This is a genomic window from Micromonospora sp. NPDC049171 (assembly GCF_040648275.1).
Lineage (GTDB): Bacteria > Actinomycetota > Actinomycetes > Mycobacteriales > Micromonosporaceae > Micromonospora.
In genome coordinates this window covers 149,158-167,812 of record NZ_JBEZDJ010000013.1, presented here as the reverse complement: position 1 = coordinate 167,812, position 18,655 = coordinate 149,158, and the positions used below count along the sequence as shown (strand labels likewise).

The window sequence follows — 18,655 nt, the reverse complement described above, 5'->3', positions numbered from 1 at the left end:
GTAAGCCTTCTCGGAAGCATCCTCCTCACCAGCTGCAGTTCGGGCACGCCAGTTGCGCATACGCCGAGCCCAGCCACATTGGCTCCCGAGCGTCAGCCAGATACCACGTCGAGCGTGACTTCGACCGGCCCAGACCCGGCCCCACACCAGCGCTTGACGGCCCTGGCCCAAAGCATCTCCACCACACCAACCGACGGCACCGCCGATCTGCCGTACACCTATCTGCACACCCAGATGTGGGCCCGCGCGACCAACATGATCGTTCGTACGGAGGTGCGGCGGTGGCGCCGCGACGCCGACGGCTCTGGTCAAGAGATCACCCGGCGGCTTCCCGACTTATCCGGCGTTGACCACCAGCCGGAGCGCGACGAGCGGAAACTCTTCGCGGAGACGCCCGAGACCTTGACGCGGTACCGGGTGGACACCTTGCATCCGCACCTACCCGAACCGCTGCCGACCGACGCGGCCACGCTGGCCAGTGCGCTGGCACCCCGCGAACTGGCCGCCGAGCCTGCTTACCCGCGGATACTCATCGGCGGTCTCGTCGGGCTCGCCACAAGCCAATACCTCAACCGAGAGCAACGGGCGGCAAGCCTTCGCGTCCTAGCCACAATCCCCGAGACCAAATACCTTGGAAAGACCGTTGATCTAGCCGGACGTCCCGGCCTGGGCTTCTCCGTAACCGCCGACAGCTCCACGTCGCAACTCGTGATCGACCCAAATAGCGGCGAGATCCTCGCCGCTCAGGAGCGAGTGACAGGGCAGCGGCCGGGCCTGTTCTCGTACGTCCTCATTCTCGAACGAGGCCACACCGCCAGCACCGCCACCGTCGCGTATCCCTGAGCCGCCCATCGACTGACAGACCAGCACGATCGGAGGTTGGAATGGCGGACGACACCAGACCTAGCGGCATCGAGGCCATCTCAGCGACGACCCCAAAGACCACCAGCGGTGACCACCTGCCTTGTGAAGCCTCGGACCTGCGGAACGCGCTCACCGACCGGCTACGCGACGAGAACATCATCCGTACGCCCGCCGTCGAGGCTGCGCTGCGTCGGATTCCGCGTCACCTGTTCCTTCCCGGGGTACCGCTGGAGCAGGCATATGCCGACAGCCCCGTCTACACCAAAATCGACGGCTGCGGCACCTCGATCAGCGCCGCGTCACAACCCCGGATCGTGGCCATGATGCTCGAACAACTCGGCGCCCGACCCGGCCACCGAGTCATGGAGATCGGCGCCGGCACCGGCTACAACGCCGCGCTCCTGGCGGCCATCGTCGGCGACAGCAGGCGCGTCGTCACGATCGACGTTGACGACGACCTCGTCGCCGGGGCCCGCGGACACCTCGCCGTCGCCGACCTCACCAACGTCGACGTGGTGCAAGACGACGGAGCGCTCGGCCACCCCGAGGGTGCCCCCTACGACCGGATCATCGCCACCGTTGGCGCCTACGAGACGCCGACGGCGTGGCTGGAGCAGCTCGCCTCGGGCGGACGACTCGTCGTGCCGCTGCGCCTGCGCGGGGCCGCCTCACGTTCCATCATCTTCGAGAGGGATGACGGCGGGTGGCGCGACCAGGGCAGTGAGTTGGCTGTGTTCATGCCGCTACGCGGCACCGGCGACGACGCCCGCCGGCTCGTCTCCCTCACCCCCGAGCAGGACGTGATCCTGCAGGTGCACAATGATCAGGAGGTTGATAGCGCAGCACTCGCCGGCGTACTCGGGACCGAGCGCCGCAAGATCTGGACCGAAGTGTTCTTCCCGCCGATGGTGCCGTACGAGTGGATGGACCTTTGGCTGGCCTGCCGCCTCGACAACGCCATCATGCGGATGAACGTGCAGCCCACGGCCGTCCACCGCGGCGGCGTCACCCCGATGTTCGCGTGGGGCGCGATGGCGACCACTCGCGGCGCCGACCTCGCCTACCTCACCACCAGGCCGACGCCGGCCAGGCCGGATGGCAGCAGACTGCACGAGGTGGGCGTCATCGGCCACGGACCCGACGGGCGGAGCCTCGCGTACCAGGTCAGCGAGGAGATCCGCACCTGGAACGCCACCTACCGCTCCCGCACAGTCCGCTTCGAGATTCCCGACATTCCCGCCGAAGCGGACCCCTCGGTCGGACGCTTCGTCCTCCCCCGCCCGCACCACCCCATCATCGTCACCTGGCAGTGACCAGCACCAAGCCGTGACGGCTTCTGTCTTCTTTGAGGTTGTGCGGTCTCGCAACACTGAGCACGCTCGGTGTGGTCCCCGAGATTGGATTCGGCATGCGCTTGTTCTTGCTGCAATTGCCCGCTCTCGTTGGTCTTCTCATCGGCGCCCTGGCCACCTACGTCGCGACGGCGGCACAGGAGCGAGGTCGCTGGCGCCGGCAGCAGGCAGCCCGCTGGGATGAGCGACGAATCACTGCCTACTCGGACTACGCGCACGCCGTCAAGAAGGTCATCTCGATCGCGGTACGCCTGGCCGCGAAACGGGGCGTCTACGAGGACGACCTATGGTTCGGTGGGGAAGTCAACGAGGCGGACCTACTCATGGCGGAGGAGGAACGGACGACTCGATGGGAGGCAGTGCTGATGCTGGGTGACGACGCAGTGGTCGCAGCTGCTCGACAGTGGCATCAGGTGACCTTCCGCCTCATGCGGCTGGCTTTGGGCCAGCCCAGTGACCTGACGTGGAACGAGGCAGTTCGGGCTACCGGTCAGGCGCGAGGTCGCTTCTACACCGCTGCCCGCCGGGATCTCGGTGTGAAGTTCGACGAGTCCTCCGCGCCGTACGAGTGGCAGATGTCCAAGTGGCTGATCGAGAGACCCGAGGACAAAAATACCGCCGTTGCCCGCGATCCGGTCGCCTGAATCCGCGGCGCTTTACCCAGTCGTTCAACCTCTCGGGCATCGGGCTGGCCCCATCGTCGCTGGCGTTCGCTGCCGACACGCGTGCCGTTCATCGGCGTCCGCGTGGTCAGCAAGAGTGGGCGAGCGCGTCGGCGTTCCCCCGTACCAAAAGCGCCGAGTTGGGGAGGCGTGCCGTCATGCGGCCGGGCGATCCGGCCGAGGAGCCCAGTTGCCGCCGTCCAACCAGGCATCGGCACCCACCTCGGCCTGCGGGAAGGGCGTCGTGGTGTGGTTCCGGGTGCCGAGGTCGGGACGTTCCTTACGCTCCTGCTCATCGATCTTGATCAGGTCGGACATGGCTTCGGCGTGCAGGCGCTCGGCCTCCAATAGGAAGGTGACGAATTCCTGTACCACCTTCTGCAGCGCGGCCTCCGGGTTCGAGCACGACGAGAAGAGGCCGTTGACGGCTTCGATGTAGCCCTTGAGGGCCTCGATGAGCTTGCCGATGTGCTGGTAGCCGAGGCCGGCGTACGCGTTGCGGAGGCCTTCGAGCATGCTGGCGGCCTTCTTGCCCTCCTCGGCCAGCCAGCGCGTCTGGGTCTCGAGCTGAAGCAGGTAGGCCGAGGCGCGTTCGGCGTACTGGCTGAACGCCAGTGAGGCGCTGCCTTCCCAGTAGAGCTTGAGGTTCCGCAGCTCGCCGTCCATCTCGGCGCGCAGCTCCGCGTAGGTGCCGGCGACTGAATGTAGAAGGTCGGCCCGGTTCCAGATCACCTTGGGCGCGGAGCGCCAGGCGTGGACCATCAGGTCGGTCAGTGGAAGGCGGTCGCCGGTGCCGAGCTCGATCAGGATCGCTTCCAGCTGGAGAAGCGTGTCCCGGTGCTCGTGGATGAACGTGTCGAGCTGGTCGCCCTCGCCGTTCTCGTAGTAGGTGGTCCGGCCGCCGCTGAAGCCGAGATTGTTGCCGTCGCTGCTGCCGATGGTGATTGGCTCCTCGACGACGCGGGTCTGCGGCAGCCGCTCGTTGCGGGTAGCGCCCAGCCGGTCGTTGCCGTCCGGGATGACCAACACTGGCTGGTCGTCCGGGAGTCTGCGGTCGTGCGGTTGGGACAGGATGCCAGCGCCACCCGGACGGACTCGCACGCTGTTGCCGTAGCCTTCGCCGAGCGGCAGATAGGGTCCCAGATCCCGGTTGAACACGTCGAGGTTGGTGGCGACGTCCAGCTCGGTGCCCTCGTAGTCGGCGGCGATCTGCATCAGCCCGTCGGCGATGCGCTCCATCTCGTTGCGGGCGATCGCCGCCTCGGACAATCTGCTACCCAGGGCCGTCGCCCAGTCCCGGTTGAGCTTGTCGGAGATCCCCTCGAGCGTGCCCCAGGCGGCGACCGGAATCGCACCGACGTCGCCGACGTAGCGGCGAACGGCGCTGTAGGTCACCGCGTCCTCGTAACGCTCCACTCCGAAGGCCACCAAGGCCCGCGACTCGACCCGCAGGGCCGACGTATCCGTGGTCATGCTGCGTGTCCCTCCCCCTGCGTTGGCTCGCTCGGAGTGAACAGCTCGACACCAATGGGCGAGCCGAAGTAGTCGATGCGCAGCTGGCGGTACAGCCGCCGATGATCCGCCACCGCCGCGAGCAGGGCCGTCCGAATCTCGGACGCCACTTGGTCCGGACTGCACCGGCGTAGCATTCCCGGCCGAATGTCGACCTTCAGGTCGCCGTCGTGCTCCCGGACGACCGTCACCCAACCGTTGGCGGAGACGCCTTCGGCTTTGATCCGAGCCACGTCCTCGAAATAGCGCTCCAACTTGCCCACGGCGTCCCCCTAATCCGTGGCCTTCAGCGTCATCGCCCGATCGGTGATGCGCTGGGCGCTGGTGTTGGCGTACGTGACGAGCTGCTCGACCGTAGAACCGGCGTTGCTGAAGTCCGCGAGGATATGGGCGTAACGCTTGTCGGAGGCTAGGAAGACGCCTGCGTAAACCTTGTCGTTGATCTTTGTCGAGCAGGCGCGCGCCACCTCGTATCGTGCCGCGCTCGGGTTCGGGACCTGATCGCCGTCGCACGGGCCGGTCGTGGCCGTGCTGCGGAGGAAGGCCTCGTCATTGCTCTCGATGACGCTCAGCACGACCCTGCCCTGATACGACCGATCAGCAGACGTGAAGTCGAGCTCGCAGCGGACCCGCGATCTATCAGCCTCACGCTTCGGCTCCGTACGCGTCAGGGTCCACGACCCTTCGACGACATCTGGTAGGGCTGCGGCCAGGTCACTGCACGAGGGAACTACCTCGTCGTCGCCGAACGGCCACCACCGCCAACCGCCGAGCAACCCTAGAGCCAGGATCACGGCGCCGGCCACGACGGCCAGCTTCTTCCTGCTCATCAGACCGCTCATTGACCAGGCCCTCGCTCGTACACGGAAGGCTCCCCGTCGCGTGGCGACGGTTGCAGTGCGGCCAGCGCGATCCTGGCCGCCGCCCGCACTTGCCTGGCCAGTGAGTCATCCGTGTGGCGGTGCAGGTTGTCTACCTCGACCGCGACATCACCCTGACGTGATGCGGCGATGCGAACGGATCGATCCGGCGAGTAGACATCCACATCAGGGCCGGGAGCGGGCACGTCGGGACTTGAGGGCTTTCGTGACCCGAGGGTCATCGGATCGGTCCTTTCCGGCAGTCGTTCAGTCCTACGTGACGTTCGCCCGCTCCTAACGGATCAACGGAGCTGCCGCGGGTAGCCACCAGAGGACACCTCGTCGAGCAGTTCGTCGCTCGCATCTGCCTGGACAGCGGCCTCTCGGGTACGACGGCGACGATTCCAGATCAGAAAGATCGCCAACACCAGCAGGACCACCAGTACCAGGCCGATTCCGGCGGCGATCACGAGGACCTGCTGGTCGGTGGGGCCGCCCTGATCGCCGTACTTGGTCACGTCGAAGGTGTCATCCTCGGCTGCTTGGGCGGCGCCGCTGGTCGGGGCGGACGCCGGACCGAGCAACGGGTTCACGGAGACCGCCGGCACGTCCGCCGTCAACGCGGCCACCGGATCGATCCGACCGAAGCCAAACTGCGGATCCCGGCCCGCCGGTCCGGCATCCCGCGCGGTTCGGATGATCCTGTTGATGACGTTCGCCGCGTCCAGGTCCGGATACTTCGAGCGGATCAGTGCCGCGATGCCGGAGACGATCGCGGCGGAGTCGGAGGTGCCGTCCCCCCACCCGTATCCATGGTCTGGCCCAATGTTGAGGATGCCATCACCGGGTGCTGCCACCACGGCCTCCGGCCCTCGGACCGACCCGGGCCAGAACGCTCCGCCACGGGTCGTACCCGTTACGGCTATCACGCCTGGGATGTTGGCCGGTGAGATGACTGCGCTCTCTCCCTTGGCGGTGTTGCCGGCGGAGGCCACCACGACGACATTGCGTTCGAGGGCGTACGCGATGGCTTGTTCCTCCTCCGGGGAGGCGGCGCCCGGCCCTCCGACGGACAGGTTGATCACCGTGGCACCGCCGTCGACCGCCATCCGGATGCCCTGGGCCTGCGCCTGGTCGCTAGACGGACCGTTACCCTTTTGGATTTTGATCGGCAGGATCTTGGCGTCCGGGGCAATCCCGTCCACACCGTCGGTGGCGGCGTTTGTCGCTGCGATGATGCCGGCCATGTGGGTGCCATGGCCGTCCTCATCGGCACGGCCGTCGCCGGAAGCGCCATAGCTCCGACCACCGGGAAGAACCTGCCCCTGAAGGTCCGGGTGGGTGGCGTCGACGCCACTGTCCACCACCGCGACCGTCACCCCTCGGCCGGTGGAAAGCTTGTGAGCCTGGTCGATGCGGAGTTCGTCCAGGTACCACTGTTCGGCCCGCTGGGGCGCGGCGACGGCAGGCTGGACGGCAGCATTCGTCAGAAGCACGGCCAGCAGGCCGGCCGCGACAGGCCGGAGCACGCCGACATTCACACTCATCCGCCAGTCCTCATCGCAGGATGCCCGGGGAACCGGTGTCATCGGCACGCCACGGATCGTCGTCCTCAGTCAACCACGACGAGCCGGGTCCGGATTCGTCGTGTTCGGCCTCACTGCCCCGCCCAGCGGCACCGGTGCCGCCGATCAAACCGCCGGCGCTGCCTCGCGAGCCACCCGCGCCGGCGCCATCACGACCGGCCCCGGTCGCGTTGCGTACCGCCCTGGCCGCACTGGTCACCGGCGGTACCCTGCCGTTGCCACCGCCGACCATGCCCGGGATCCCGCCCGCACTGATGCCGCCGCCGACGACAGGGCTACCTCCGGCACCAAAGCCGCCCCCACCGGTCCCGCTCGCCGAGCCGAGCCCGAGCCCACCTCCACCGCCGAGCGGACTCTGGATACCAAGCCCCAGGCTCGCCGAACCGCTGTAGCCACCGCCCGCGGTGGTTGGACCACCGGCACCGGCCAGGCTGGTTGTGCCGAGGTCGAGCTCGGACCCGGGGTCGTTGGTGCGCGAGGAGGGTGTGGTGTACGAGCTTGGACCGCCACCGGTGTGGTCGCTACCGCTACCGGCGGTGGACGGCACCGCGGCAGCCGAGTGGCTACCGCCGTAGGCGGCGTTACCACTGATGCCCGTGCTGTCGAGATTGGACCGGCCACCGAGACCTGAGCCGGAGCTGCCAGCAATGGAGCCGCTATCCAGACCGGCGGGGGTGTAACCGGCCGGGGGAGTGCGAGGTCGATATTCATCGTGACCGGTGACATCGTTCGCCCCCGGAACGACGAGTCGCGGCCGCTCGACCTCTATCGCCTTGCTCAGCGGAGCGGCCGCGCTGTTGGCCGCCTCCTGGTTGTCGCGGTACCAGTTGTTCAGGTGTGAACTGGTATCCCAGAAGCCGCCCCGCTTCTTGTCGTTGGCCTGGCCATCGGCCTTCATGGTCGCCTCCAGGCCGTCGGCCTTCTCACGGAATGCGCCATCGGCGTACGACGCCGGGTCGCTTTGGTAGTCCTTGCGCAGCGCGGCAAGAAAGGCCGAGGCGCTCTCGCCGTCCTGAGCACCATCGAGTTCTCCGCCGTTGGGCAGGCTCCACTCGTTGATGCCAAAGTCGTCCCCAAGCGGGATCGGGATGCTCGCGACCGCCTTACGGACGTCGCCCTCGATCCGCGACAACGCTCCGCTGACGTTGCTCGCGTTGGTGATCAAATCCTCGATGCTCCTGCCGATCTCGCTCAGGTGCTCCCGGTAAGCGTCTCCCCCGCTGCCCTGCCAGCCGGCGAGCATGCCGGGGAGACCATCGGTGTGTGGGCGCTCGGTGCCTGGCGCGATCGGGCCAACAAAGGACCGTCCGACCAACGCATCCCTCAGATAGCCCAGCGAGGTGAAGAGGTTGCTCCACCCCACGCTGAGGGCGCCGACTGTCTCCGAGTCCGCCGCCAGCGTCACCTCGCGAACGCAACGTTCCCATGTCCCAGTCATGACCGCTCCTCCCCGGCCATACACAGGTGGATAGGCATCCAGGTCGTTGGGCGCTGAGCGCCAGCCTCAAGTTTCATCATTGAACGCCTCCCCCGAGATCACGCGAGCTTACAGTAGTCAGACCAATCCGTTGAGCAGTGGAATATGAACGGTTAGTTAGCACGTGATCACTGTGACCGGCGGGCGGTCGGCCCGGACGGTGGGTCGACTCGGGACCAGTACGACCCAGCCACCGGCGTCCTGGGCCGCGGCGGGATCGGAAAAGCGCGGGATGAAGGGCTTCGATGTTCGCTCCTACTGTCGGCGTCCTGCCCCTGCACAAGAGCAGAGACGAGATCCCGCACGACGTCGTCTCCCCTTCTGGCGGGACGCCAGCGCTCCGCGGCGCGGAAGACGAAAGAGCCGGAAGGACGCTGCAGCACCCCGTCGTCCTTGACGAACAGATCACGGCGCTGCAGAGCAGCCGAGAGTCCTTTGTGAAGCGTGGCCGCCATGATCGGGAGCTCCGAGTTGAGGCGTGACAACTGCTCGAGCTGCCGCCCGCCCGGCCCGCCGTGGTCGCCCTTGCCGAAGGATCGAAGCCAGCGCAGGACCTCTGTCAGTTCGGCGGCAGTGTCGCGTGCTGCGCCGACCGGAGGGGTGGCACGCAGGTCAGCAGCCGCAATGGCCGCCTGACGCCAGCCGCCAATCATCGTCGGGTCGCCGCTGCTGGACAGGGCATGCACCGCCAAGCCGAGTTGAGTCCCGAGCTGCAGGTGGACACTCGTCAACTCGCTCGGGTTTTGCCACATCCAGGTTCGCGCTGCACTGACGGCTGCGACCGCGTCATCTGCGGTGCTGACGACCGGTGCGGGATTCAACGGAGGCCGAGCAACATCGAGCCCGTGCAGCCGGGGATGCCCACGGCCCGAGGCCATCAGTTCGCCGGCGACCGCGCTCAAGCGGCTACTGGTGGTCCATCTGGCGGCTTCCGCCGCCGGCCGGTAGATCTCTGTCAGATGGCCTCGCCCCTGGTCAAGCCAACCCGGCAGCGCAGTGTCGACCATGATCATGGCCGAGGTGAGCCTCGCGACATCGGCAAGACCGGATTGGACGCCACCGCCAGCTCGAACCGCGAGCCCCTCCGGAGTGCGAGGTGTCTGCCCCGGCGGAACGTGACTAGCGAGGATGTCACCGATCACGCCGACTGCATCGACAGCCCGACGCAGCGAACGCGCCGGTCCGGCGACCCTGGTGACAGGGGAGGCCGGGAACTGCCGGTCAACGATCGCAGCGGCTTGAAGCCCAACGTAGAGCTGGGTCAATTTCTGCCCATATCTAGCCAGAATGGCCGCGGCACGGGCTCGATCGGGCGCCTCCACGACCGGGCGGCCACCAACCAGCAACGCCGTCACGCGAGCTAACTGGGTGTAGATGGCAGACCTGGCAATCACGGCGGCATTGATATCGGCCGCAGCCATGGTGTGGCTCCGGCCCATCGCGGTAGACGCGGTACCTAAGGCCTGGTATGCCTCGTTGTACCACCGGCCGACGGTCATACCAGGGCCGCGACCGCGCGTCGCAGCTGTTGGGCGCCAGCGTCATGGCTGAGCCGTCGAGCCAGGTCGTCGCGATCATCGGCGGCCAGACGATCGTGGTACCGCGCGAGTTGCTCCAGCAGCGCCGACACGGCGAGGCGAGTCTCAGCGTCATCCCGGACCGGCGCCCCAGCGTCGACAACCACGTCATCGTGATCCGAGTAGAGCCTCGCTCGGACGTCAAGCAGCTCCAGGCCATAGTGATCCCAAGCAAGGTCCGTACCGGCCAGGCACTTCCACGCCTCGATCGCCAGCTGGATAGCTCCCGCGGCGGCGATGTCATCGTTACCAAGTGCAAGTCGAGCTGCTATCTCTCGGGCTGCCTCGGCATAGTTAGTGCCGTGATCTTGGTTCGAGGTCAGCATCAGGTTCATTCCAATCGTGATTTGACGTGCCGCGGTCAGGCAAAATCCGTCCGATGCGTACTGGTCGGTCTATCCGGTCCCGCTGCTCGCTGATAACAAATCTGGCAGGAGTTCGCGCAGTAGGGCGTAGGTGACCGGCGCCAGGTCTTCGGGCACCTCGGCTTCTCGCGCGCGCATCAGCTCACCCAGCAGGTTGCGCAGCTCAGCGGAATGTCCCTCCGCGTGCGCGGCTCGCATGATGTCGTGCCAGGGCCCGTCGTCACCGCGCTCCGGATCGGCCAGCCATGCTCGCTGTACGGCCCACCGCGCACCCGTGGGGTCGCCCGCGTCCAGGTGGAGCTTCGCAAGTTCGTGGGCGGTGTCGACGACAGCGGAGGTGATGTGCCCCGGATAGATGTCGGACTCGGGTAGCCAGGTGAAGGGGTTGCGAGTGCCGGTGGCGTACGCCCGGTCGGCTCCGTCCAGAGGGACACCCTGAACGAGCTCCAACGCGGCTCGTAGGTCCTTCACACCAGCAGGACCACGGCTCTCGCCACGGCTGCGCAGCCGGCGGAACAGGTGCCAGTCCAGCAGGTAACCCGGCGCCAACCGATAGAGCCGGTCGGATCCCATCTCAGGCAGCCAGGCGGTCCCGTCGGTGGTCTCCCCCAGCCACCGGCGGGCGCGGGTGATGGCCACCCGCCGGCTGGCGTCCTTGACCTGCTGATCGGGCCACAGCGCATCGGTGAGCTGCTCGGCGGATGCTCCGCGGGCACCGCGCTGAGCAAGGTAGACGATGAGTTCCGCGTGGAAGCGGCGACGCTGGTCGGGCACCGGGCCGGGCGCTTCGACTGCGACCGCCCCGAGGACGCTGATCCGGGGACGCAACCTGTCCCGCTCTCGCCAGGCTCGTAAGTCCGCATCGAGCTGCGGGTCGGCTTGGCGGCGGCGCTGGCGAATCGCTGCGGCGACCTCGCGCGGTGGGGCCGCGGCGATCGTACGGGCATGCTCGATGCGGGGCACCGCGACGATGGGGTCCGCCGCCGTCGACGTGTCACCGGCGCCGATCACTGCATCGTCGGCCGTGGGCGCCGTCGGTGTGGCCGGTTGGCTCGCAGTAATGAGGTCCAGCACTGAGCCGGCGGCGTCGGTATCTTCCGCCCACGACTCCTGCTCAGTAGCCGGCGGGGTCGGCTCGTCCATGGCGGCCCGCGCCTGCGTCATGATCTCGACGAGCGGTTCCAATTCTCGTACGGGCAATCCTGCTGCGACGCCCTCGACAAGGAGGAACGGCAGGGCGAGGCGCAGTTGGCCGCCCTCGTCAATCACGGCGGTGTTCGGGCCTGCGGCGTCGCGGGACGTCGTCGTGCTGACCACTGCGACAGCAGACCGCCCAAGCTCCCGCAACTCCTTCCCCAGCTCATCGAGCACGCCGACATCGTTCGCGTGCGGATCGGCGACAAGCAGCACCTGGGGTGCCCAGGCTTCGCCAACGTCGAATATGCGACCGGCGAACGTGTCGGCTGAACCGCTTGCACTGAGGGCAGCCCCCACTGCTGCGGCACGCCGCCGAATCCGCGTGGCAGCCTCACCGACCGACGAGACCGCTCGCACCCGGTCGGGGTTAAGCGCGACGAGCAGTTCGGTCTCCGGCGCCGGGAAGCCGGCAACGATGACCTCGACCTCGTCGGACCAAGCATTGCAGGCCAACTCGCAAGCGAGGTAGCGCAGCAGGGCGAGGGCGCGTTCCCTGTCACCGGCGATGGTGAGGCTGCCCAGACGTTCGAGGTCGATCAGGAAGTGTCGACCGGGCTGCGATGCGATGGCGACGAGAGTGGGCAGCGGGGAAAGCTGCTCGTCAACGGGCGAAATGACCGCGTCACCAGGCAGGGTCCAGTCCCTGCGATCGGCAAGCCACGGTGCGGGCGGTGGGGAGCCGGGCTCGCTGAGCACGACCGTAACCTCGCGGTCGACAATCCAAGCGGCGGCAATATCCGGCAAAGGCTGTTCCCGCTCCGCCAGCGCTGCGGCGAGGCTGCGTAGGGCGAGGTCAAGCCGGTCGACGTCCGCGGGTTGCTCAGCCACCCTCAGGGCGCGCTCCGTGGCACCACCCTGAGGATGCGGCAGCCGGCGGCGAGGTCGACGGTGCTGGCGTTGGCGGCGCCGGCGACGCAACACGGTGGCGAGCAGCAGTGCGGAGAGCAATCCTGCGCCGGCCAACGATCCCAGGACGATCGCCTCGTCGACGTCGCCGTCGTCGGCCGGGTCGCTGGGCTGGTCGGGCGGCGCGGAAGGGTCCGCAGTGACTCCGGCTGTGGTCGACGGTACGGGCGTCGTGGATGGGCTGACCGAGGCGGTTGGCGTAGCGGCAGGAGCCGCTGAGGACTCCGGCCACGGAGCTGCTGCGCCGGAATTCCCCCCACTGTCCAATGGGGGAGGCGGGGTTGGCTGATCGTCGACTTCCGGTGCGCTCGGAGCCCGTTGGTCACGGTCGGCGGCCACGAGCTGACCCTCGGCGTGGTCGACAGGGCCACGATCGCGGGCGTCGCCGGGCAGGGCGACCCGCCAGCCGCGCTCGATGTGATTCGGGAAGCGGTGGTCGCGTCGTTCGAGATCCGGGTTCATGGCTGCGATCTCGGTGTAGCGGTCGGGATCACCGAGAAAACGTTGAGCGACACCGGCTAACCAGTCGTCGCGTGCCACCTCATAGACCAACGGCGCGGCCGTTGCTGCCAGCGTCGTATTCGTCGTGGTAGTCGCTGCCCGGGAGAGGTCCACCGGGATCCGCAGCTTCCAGCCGGCGTACACCCGCGTGTTGCCTGGCTGGAGGCTTCGCCCGTCGGGTTGCGCAAGGCCGTGGTTGGCCTCAGCTAAGCGTTGCCAGGAGACGTTGTACCCCTCTGCGATGTCGAGCAGGCTCTCCCCGCGCTCCACCGAATGCTCAAGGTAACCGGTGGCGTCCGGGCCATTTACCGGTACGGCCGTGCGAGGTGCGACCTGCTCCGGGCTCGCATGCTCGGGCGCGACCGAAGGAGGGCTGGCGATGGCGGCAGGCACTGATGCCGATGCCAAAGCCGGGGCGCCGAGCGCACCGAGGATTGCGGCGACCAGCGCGGCCGCGGCACGCTGCTGCAGTCGCATGCCGGGGATGCGAGCGGTGTTGCGCGGGACCCGACCGCGCCGGCGCCCACGCAGTTGGGCAATGGTCTCCACGACCAGGGCGATCAGAAAGGTGACCCAGGTCCAGGCGGCCAGCATGACGGCGACCCAACCGATGAGCGCCAGCGTCTGCAGGAAAAGGTCTCCATCGTCCCGGCTGCTGATGGTGTGCCAGACCTGGGAGGCGGCTGCGCTCGGATCTTCGACCAGGCCGGTGAACCATGCCCTCAAACCGGGCAGCGGATTGCCGGCGGCCCAGACGAGAAGAACCGGCAGGGTGACGATCAGCGCGACCACGGCGAGGGCGCCGAGGCCGTCGAGCGCCTGCCTACCCCGACCGATCGCCGGTGCGGTCCGCGCCACGGCTACTCCTTCCTGGTCTGTCATTGAGCGATGAGGGTCGCGGTGGCCCGGCCGGTCACCGTCGTGCCCGCACCCCCACCAAACAGATCCAGCAGGATCGGGTTGTAGGTGACGTTGACGGTGACGGTCAGCTGCTGGGCGTCGTCCACGATGACGGTGCCCGTGACTCCGTCGAGATCGCCGAGGTACGCCTCAATGGCGGTGGAGGCCATCGAGGCGTCGATCTCCTTGGCACCGCCGTCGATGGCCTGCCCCACGTTGATCGCCTGTCCACCAGCCCGGGCAGCCTCAGCGGCTATGTTGTCCGCCCGTTGGTACGCGCGCACCTTGGCACCACCGTCGACAACCAGGCCGATCAAGGCGAGGAAAGCCGGCGCGAGTACGGCGAACCAGATGGTGATCCGACCGTCGTCGTTGCCGAGCCGGCGCCTGAGAGTGATCACTGCCGTGTCAGCCAACTCTTGGGTTCTTTCCGACTTTCCCCGCGTACCTGAACTGCTGACCTGGCCGTCATGGGTTTTCCCGATCCTCCATCGATGTTGACGTTTGGTCGAGATTCCTGAAGGATCGCTTCGATCTTTGAGGCATTCGGTCCTCCGGTGAACTGAGGTGCAGGCGTGGGGCTGGCGGTGGTTCGCTCGATCCGATCGCCGCGGCAGCTGGGCAGCCAGCAGGAGATCGAGGACTTCGAGCAGGAGTTGGTAGACCAGTACGCCCTCGCGATGGCGGCGGCGGGGATCACCGATCACCACATCTCCCATCAGCGGAGCACGCTGTTCGACTTCATCCGCTATCTCGGTCGTCCGGTCTGGACGGCGGAGTCGGCCGACGCCGACCGTTATCTGGTGTGGCTGCGTGCTGAGCAGCGGCAGGCACAGAGCACCTTGTTCAGCAAGGCGAGTTTTCTGCGGCAGTTCTTCGACTTCCTGGAACTGCGCTACCAGGGCGACATCCACGCGCTGACCGGGTACCTGGTCAGCCAGCCGATCGACGAGTTCAACCGGCCGAGCAAGCCGTACCACTATGTACCGCGGGTGCCGCCGGCCGAGGCGGAGGTCGAGCAACTGTTCACCGGCTGGCGGGAGTCCTTGCCACACGCGCGGAAGTTCCTGCCAGCGGCCCGGGACTATCTGGCCGCTTCGCTGTGGCGGCGGGCCGGGTTGCGCATCACCGAGACCGCGATGCTCGACATCCGGGACTGGCGGCCAGACGTCGGCGAGCTTGGCAAACTCCACGTGCGGTTTGGTAAGGGCAGCGGCGGCCGAGGGCCGAAAACGCGGCTGGTTCCGGCGATCAACGCGGTCGACGAGTTGCTGACCTGGTGGCTGACCGACGTCCGGCACCAGTTCGGAGACGACTGGGCCGACCCCGACGCACCGCTGTTGCCCAGCGAGCGCCGCGACCGGCACACCGGCCGATGCATGCGGGCAGGAGCCAACGCGCTGCGCACCGGCCTGGCCGACGCGGTCGTCCGGTGGCTGCCAACCTGGCAGGGCCGGTTGACACCGCACGGGTTGCGGCACTTCTGCGCGTCGTCGCTGTACGCGCGAGGCGTGGACCTTAAAGCCGTACAGGAGTTGCTCGGCCACTCGTGGCTGTCCACAACGACCCGGTATATCCACGTTCATGATGGCCACATCGAGCAGGCATGGGCACAGGCCAACCATCGGGTCGCCGCCCGCCTGACCGGGATCGGAGGGTGAGCCGATGCGCTGGAACCTACGGCTGAAGGCTGCCGAGCGCGGCATCTGGAAGTCCACCGAGATGCGCCGACGGCTCGCCGAGTACGGACTCGAGATCAGCGCGGGCAAGATGTCGGCGTTGTGGACCACGACACCGACCACGATCCGGCTCGACGACCTGGACGTGATCTGCACCGTCCTCGACTGCACCCCGGCCGACCTGCTGGTCCGCGAACCCGACCAGGTCGAGGCCCGCCGCACGCAGACCCGCGCCGCCCGGACGGCTGGCGACCCGACGCCCGACAGCCCGCCGCCGACGGTGACGCCCCGGTTGGGCCGCAACCGTTCCCTGCCACCGGCATGACCCCCAGGAAGCCTGGCGCTATTGCTCGACGGCGCCGCAAATGCAGCGTTTGCCGACGCGCTCCGGCGGCGATGGCCGCCGTCGAGTTCTGCTTCGCGTGCTGGCCCGGCGGGCCGGTTATCCCGCCGCCGTGCCTGCGCTGCGGCTCCCGGATCGGCTATTACACCAGCGGGTTGTGCAACCGCTGCCACAAGGACGGCGACCCGGGCGTCGACTCGTGCCGGGAATGCCAAGCGTGGGGAGCGACCCGGCACCACAACTGGCTGTGCCGCGCCTGCGTGACCTGGTGCCAGAACTACCCTGCAGTCAAGCCGTGCACCGTATGCGCGCAGCCCCGGCACGTCGGCTTCTGGGGCCGTGAGGTCTGCCGGTTGTGCTACAGGCAGGCCAGCATGCTGCGCCTTCCCGACGAAAAACTCGACCTGACCGGCGCCAACCGCCACGGACAGCAACTGTTCATCGCCGACACCTTTCAAGACGGCCGCGCCAAACGCCGGCTTGAGCCCGAGCCGGTCGCCCAGCCGCTGTCGGAGTTCGCGGTCACTGGCGACCACGAACAACTCGTGCTGTTCAGGATACGCCGCGACCTCGCGGCGCACGGCCGCGCCGGATTGCACCTGCGCGCGGACCCCGCCCGCGCCGCCGCCCTGGACAAGCTCGCCCATGACATGGCCGCCGAGCTCGGCTGGACCCCCAGGCTGCTGGAGGGCACCTGCTACGGCCTGCGGATCGTGCTCGGCATCCAGGACCGGCCGAACGCGCCGATCAACGCCAGCGACGTGACCCTGCTGCGCGACATCGACCTGCCCATCTGGCCGGTGATGAAGGTCCTCGCCATGGGCGGTGACCTGGTCGAGGACCGCACCCCAGCCCTGGACCGCTGGTTCACCCAGCAGATCGACGGCCTCCCAGAAACGATGATCACCGAACTGACCCTCTGGTACGAGATCATGAAGAACGGCAGCCCCACCCCGCCGCGGCGCCGACCCCGTTCCGAAACCACGATCAAGCTGCACCTGCGCTGGGCGTTGCCCATGCTGCGCGTCTGGGCCGCCGCCGGCCACAATTCGCTGCGGGAGATTACCCGGGAGCATGTACTCGATGCCCTGCCGCCGTCGGGGAACGCGCGCTCCACCGCAGGGCAGGGCCTCAAGTCCATCTGCCGGCTGCTCAAGGCCCGCAAGGTGCTGTTCACCGACCCCACCACCCGCGTCAAGATCGGCTACCACGAAGCCAAACAACCGCTGCCGGTCAACGTCGAGCTGCTGCGCGCCGCGTTGATGCCCGACGATCCGGCCCGCGCCGCGCTGGTCGCCCTCGTCGCGTTCCACGGCCTGCGGGCCGGGCAACTGCAACGCCTGCAACTGACCGACGTCCGCGACGGCCGGCTGCACGTCGAGGGCAGGGTCATCATCCTGGCCGAACCCGTCCGCGAGCGGCTGCGCGCCTACCTCGACATACGGCAACACCGCTGGCCCGACACCGCCAACGCGCACCTGTTCCTCACCAAACACACCGGCCGCCGCACCGAGGAATGCAGCAAACGCTGGATCTGGCTGACCATCGGCCCCGACCTGTCGATCGCCGCCATCCGCGAAGACCGCATCCTCGACGAGGCCCTCGCCACCGGCGGCGACGTTCGACGCCTGGCCGACCTGTTCGGCCTGAGCATCCAAGCTGGCACCCGCTACACCAGCGTCCTCAGCCACCCGGACCTCGACGGCAACGATCAATTCTGACCAGTAACGACGGAAATCTGTCGCCAACGGCGGACCCCCGCTGGGAAAATGCCGCACGTGCCCGTGGACCCCATCCCCGACAAAGAGCTGTCCCACCGGCCCGGCGATAGCCCGGTCACGGCCTTGCCGTTGCGGCACTCTCCCGAAACCGTTAACCGCACGGCGGTGTTCGACGTACTCAGGCTCATCTCGCAGACGCCACCTGACCTCGCCTGAGCGTCGCAGCCGAGCCCGTTCCTGCCGGGGGTGCTCGATCACCCCAACCTGCACGACCTGAAGGGATGACCAGCCACCATGACCGACACCAACCGAGAAATGCTGCGCACCACATTCGGCCAGGACGCCGAACTCTACGACCGATGCCGTCCCGGCTATCCACCCCCGCTGTTCACCGATCTCGCCACGCTCGCCGGTCTCGGCCCGCACGCTCGGGTGCTGGAGATCGGATGCGGCACCGGCCAAGCGACACTGCCCCTGGCCCAGCTCGGATGCACCGTCGTCGCGATGGACCTCAGCCCCGACATGGCCGCCGTCGCCCGCCGCAATCTCGCACAGTTCCCCAACGTCACCGTCATCACGGCGGCGTTCGAGGACTGGCAACCCTCGAACGGACCTTTCGACGCGGTGCTCTCCGCGACCGCGTTCCACTGGCTCGACCCCGACGTGCGCATGATCAAGGCAGCCGACCTGCTGCGTCCCGGCGGAGCCCTCGGCATCGTCTCGACCCACCACATCGCCGGCGGGACGAACGCCTTCTTCGCCGACGCGCAACGATGCTACGAGCGCTTCGACCCCACAACACCGCCCGGCATGCGCCTGACGACCGATGACGAGACCCCCGAAGAGGCAGCAGAGTTCGACCGATCGGAACGCTTCGGACCAGTCGAATTCCGCCGCTACCCGTGGCAACAGACCTATACGGCCCCCGAGTACCTCAACCTGCTCATGACCTACTCCGGCCACCGAGCCATGGAACCGCAGGCACGCACCGACCTGTTCGCCTGCATCACCCACCTCATCGACGACGTCTACAACGGACAGATCACCAGGCAATTCAGAACCCGGCTCGCGATCGCGCACAAGACACCGTGACTCGGCCCGGCTCCCGATCTCTGCTCGCCCCTCATCCCCAGCGGACAGCGAACTGACGGAG

The 18,655-nt window shown here is 67.7% G+C and carries 16 protein-coding genes; 7 read left to right on the top strand and 9 right to left on the bottom strand.

What is annotated here, in order from left to right; genetic code table 11:
• Window positions 1–114: 114 nt before the first annotated feature.
• The 3 genes from AB0B14_RS18435 to AB0B14_RS18425 all read left to right on the top strand — a co-directional run bounded on the left by AB0B14_RS18435 (window position 115) and on the right by AB0B14_RS18425 (window position 2,860).
• Window positions 115–843: a hypothetical protein gene (locus AB0B14_RS18435; RefSeq protein WP_357523120.1), complete on the top strand. Its 729-nt coding sequence runs from the start codon at window positions 115–117 to the stop codon at window positions 841–843.
• Between the two features lie 41 nt (window positions 844–884).
• The gene (gene fxlM, locus AB0B14_RS18430) at window positions 885–2,177 is read left to right on the top strand and encodes a methyltransferase, FxLD system (RefSeq protein ID WP_357523119.1); all 1,293 of its coding nucleotides are present in this window, start codon (window positions 885–887) and stop codon (window positions 2,175–2,177) included.
• A 95-nt stretch (window positions 2,178–2,272) separates the two neighbouring features.
• Entirely contained in the window at window positions 2,273–2,860 is a 588-nt protein-coding gene (locus tag AB0B14_RS18425) for a hypothetical protein (protein ID WP_357523118.1), read from the top strand.
• 174 nt (window positions 2,861–3,034) lie between these two features.
• On the opposite strand, the gene AB0B14_RS18420 is transcribed toward AB0B14_RS18425, so the two are convergent.
• From AB0B14_RS18420 to AB0B14_RS18380, 9 genes are all read right to left on the bottom strand, one after another.
• The gene (locus tag AB0B14_RS18420; RefSeq protein ID WP_357523117.1) at window positions 3,035–4,351 is read right to left on the bottom strand and encodes a hypothetical protein; all 1,317 of its coding nucleotides are present in this window, start codon (window positions 4,349–4,351) and stop codon (window positions 3,035–3,037) included.
• Window positions 4,348–4,653 carry a hypothetical protein gene (locus tag AB0B14_RS18415; RefSeq protein ID WP_357523116.1) on the bottom strand — a complete coding sequence of 102 codons (306 nt, stop codon included), beginning with the start codon at window positions 4,651–4,653 and terminating at the stop codon, window positions 4,348–4,350. The genes AB0B14_RS18420 and AB0B14_RS18415 overlap by 4 nt, the downstream gene beginning before the upstream one ends.
• Window positions 4,654–4,662: 9 nt before the next feature.
• The gene (locus AB0B14_RS18410) at window positions 4,663–5,220 is read right to left on the bottom strand and encodes a hypothetical protein (protein WP_357523115.1); all 558 of its coding nucleotides are present in this window, start codon (window positions 5,218–5,220) and stop codon (window positions 4,663–4,665) included.
• A 332-nt stretch (window positions 5,221–5,552) separates the two neighbouring features.
• A complete protein-coding gene (mycP, locus tag AB0B14_RS18405; RefSeq protein ID WP_357523114.1) occupies window positions 5,553–6,797 on the bottom strand; it encodes a type VII secretion-associated serine protease mycosin in 1,245 nt (414 codons plus the stop codon).
• Between the two features lie 10 nt (window positions 6,798–6,807).
• Complete coding sequence (locus AB0B14_RS18400; protein WP_357523113.1) at window positions 6,808–8,241, bottom strand: hypothetical protein; 1,434 nt, start codon at window positions 8,239–8,241, stop codon at window positions 6,808–6,810.
• A gap of 200 nt (window positions 8,242–8,441) precedes the next feature.
• Window positions 8,442–9,734: a hypothetical protein gene (locus AB0B14_RS18395; protein ID WP_357523112.1), complete on the bottom strand. Its 1,293-nt coding sequence runs from the start codon at window positions 9,732–9,734 to the stop codon at window positions 8,442–8,444.
• 74 nt (window positions 9,735–9,808) lie between these two features.
• Complete coding sequence (locus AB0B14_RS18390) at window positions 9,809–10,225, bottom strand: hypothetical protein (protein WP_357079561.1); 417 nt, start codon at window positions 10,223–10,225, stop codon at window positions 9,809–9,811.
• 60 nt (window positions 10,226–10,285) lie between these two features.
• Complete coding sequence (locus AB0B14_RS18385) at window positions 10,286–13,717, bottom strand: LysM peptidoglycan-binding domain-containing protein (protein ID WP_357523111.1); 3,432 nt, start codon at window positions 13,715–13,717, stop codon at window positions 10,286–10,288.
• A gap of 20 nt (window positions 13,718–13,737) precedes the next feature.
• The gene (locus tag AB0B14_RS18380) at window positions 13,738–14,175 is read right to left on the bottom strand and encodes a TadE/TadG family type IV pilus assembly protein (protein ID WP_357523110.1); all 438 of its coding nucleotides are present in this window, start codon (window positions 14,173–14,175) and stop codon (window positions 13,738–13,740) included.
• Between the two features lie 159 nt (window positions 14,176–14,334).
• Here AB0B14_RS18380 and AB0B14_RS18375 point away from each other — a divergent pair, with 159 nt between their 5' ends.
• The 4 genes from AB0B14_RS18375 (at window position 14,335) to AB0B14_RS18360 (ending at window position 18,594) form a co-directional block, all read left to right on the top strand.
• Window positions 14,335–15,420 carry a tyrosine-type recombinase/integrase gene (locus AB0B14_RS18375; RefSeq protein ID WP_357523109.1) on the top strand — a complete coding sequence of 362 codons (1,086 nt, stop codon included), beginning with the start codon at window positions 14,335–14,337 and terminating at the stop codon, window positions 15,418–15,420.
• Window positions 15,421–15,424: 4 nt separating this feature from the next.
• Window positions 15,425–15,763: a helix-turn-helix transcriptional regulator gene (locus AB0B14_RS18370; protein ID WP_357079573.1), complete on the top strand. Its 339-nt coding sequence runs from the start codon at window positions 15,425–15,427 to the stop codon at window positions 15,761–15,763.
• Window positions 15,764–15,834: 71 nt separating this feature from the next.
• Window positions 15,835–17,502, top strand: a complete 1,668-nt coding sequence (locus AB0B14_RS18365; RefSeq protein ID WP_357523108.1) for a hypothetical protein — start codon at window positions 15,835–15,837, stop codon at window positions 17,500–17,502.
• 294 nt (window positions 17,503–17,796) lie between these two features.
• Complete coding sequence (locus AB0B14_RS18360; RefSeq protein ID WP_357079578.1) at window positions 17,797–18,594, top strand: class I SAM-dependent methyltransferase; 798 nt, start codon at window positions 17,797–17,799, stop codon at window positions 18,592–18,594.
• The last annotated feature ends 61 nt before the right edge of the window (window positions 18,595–18,655 follow it).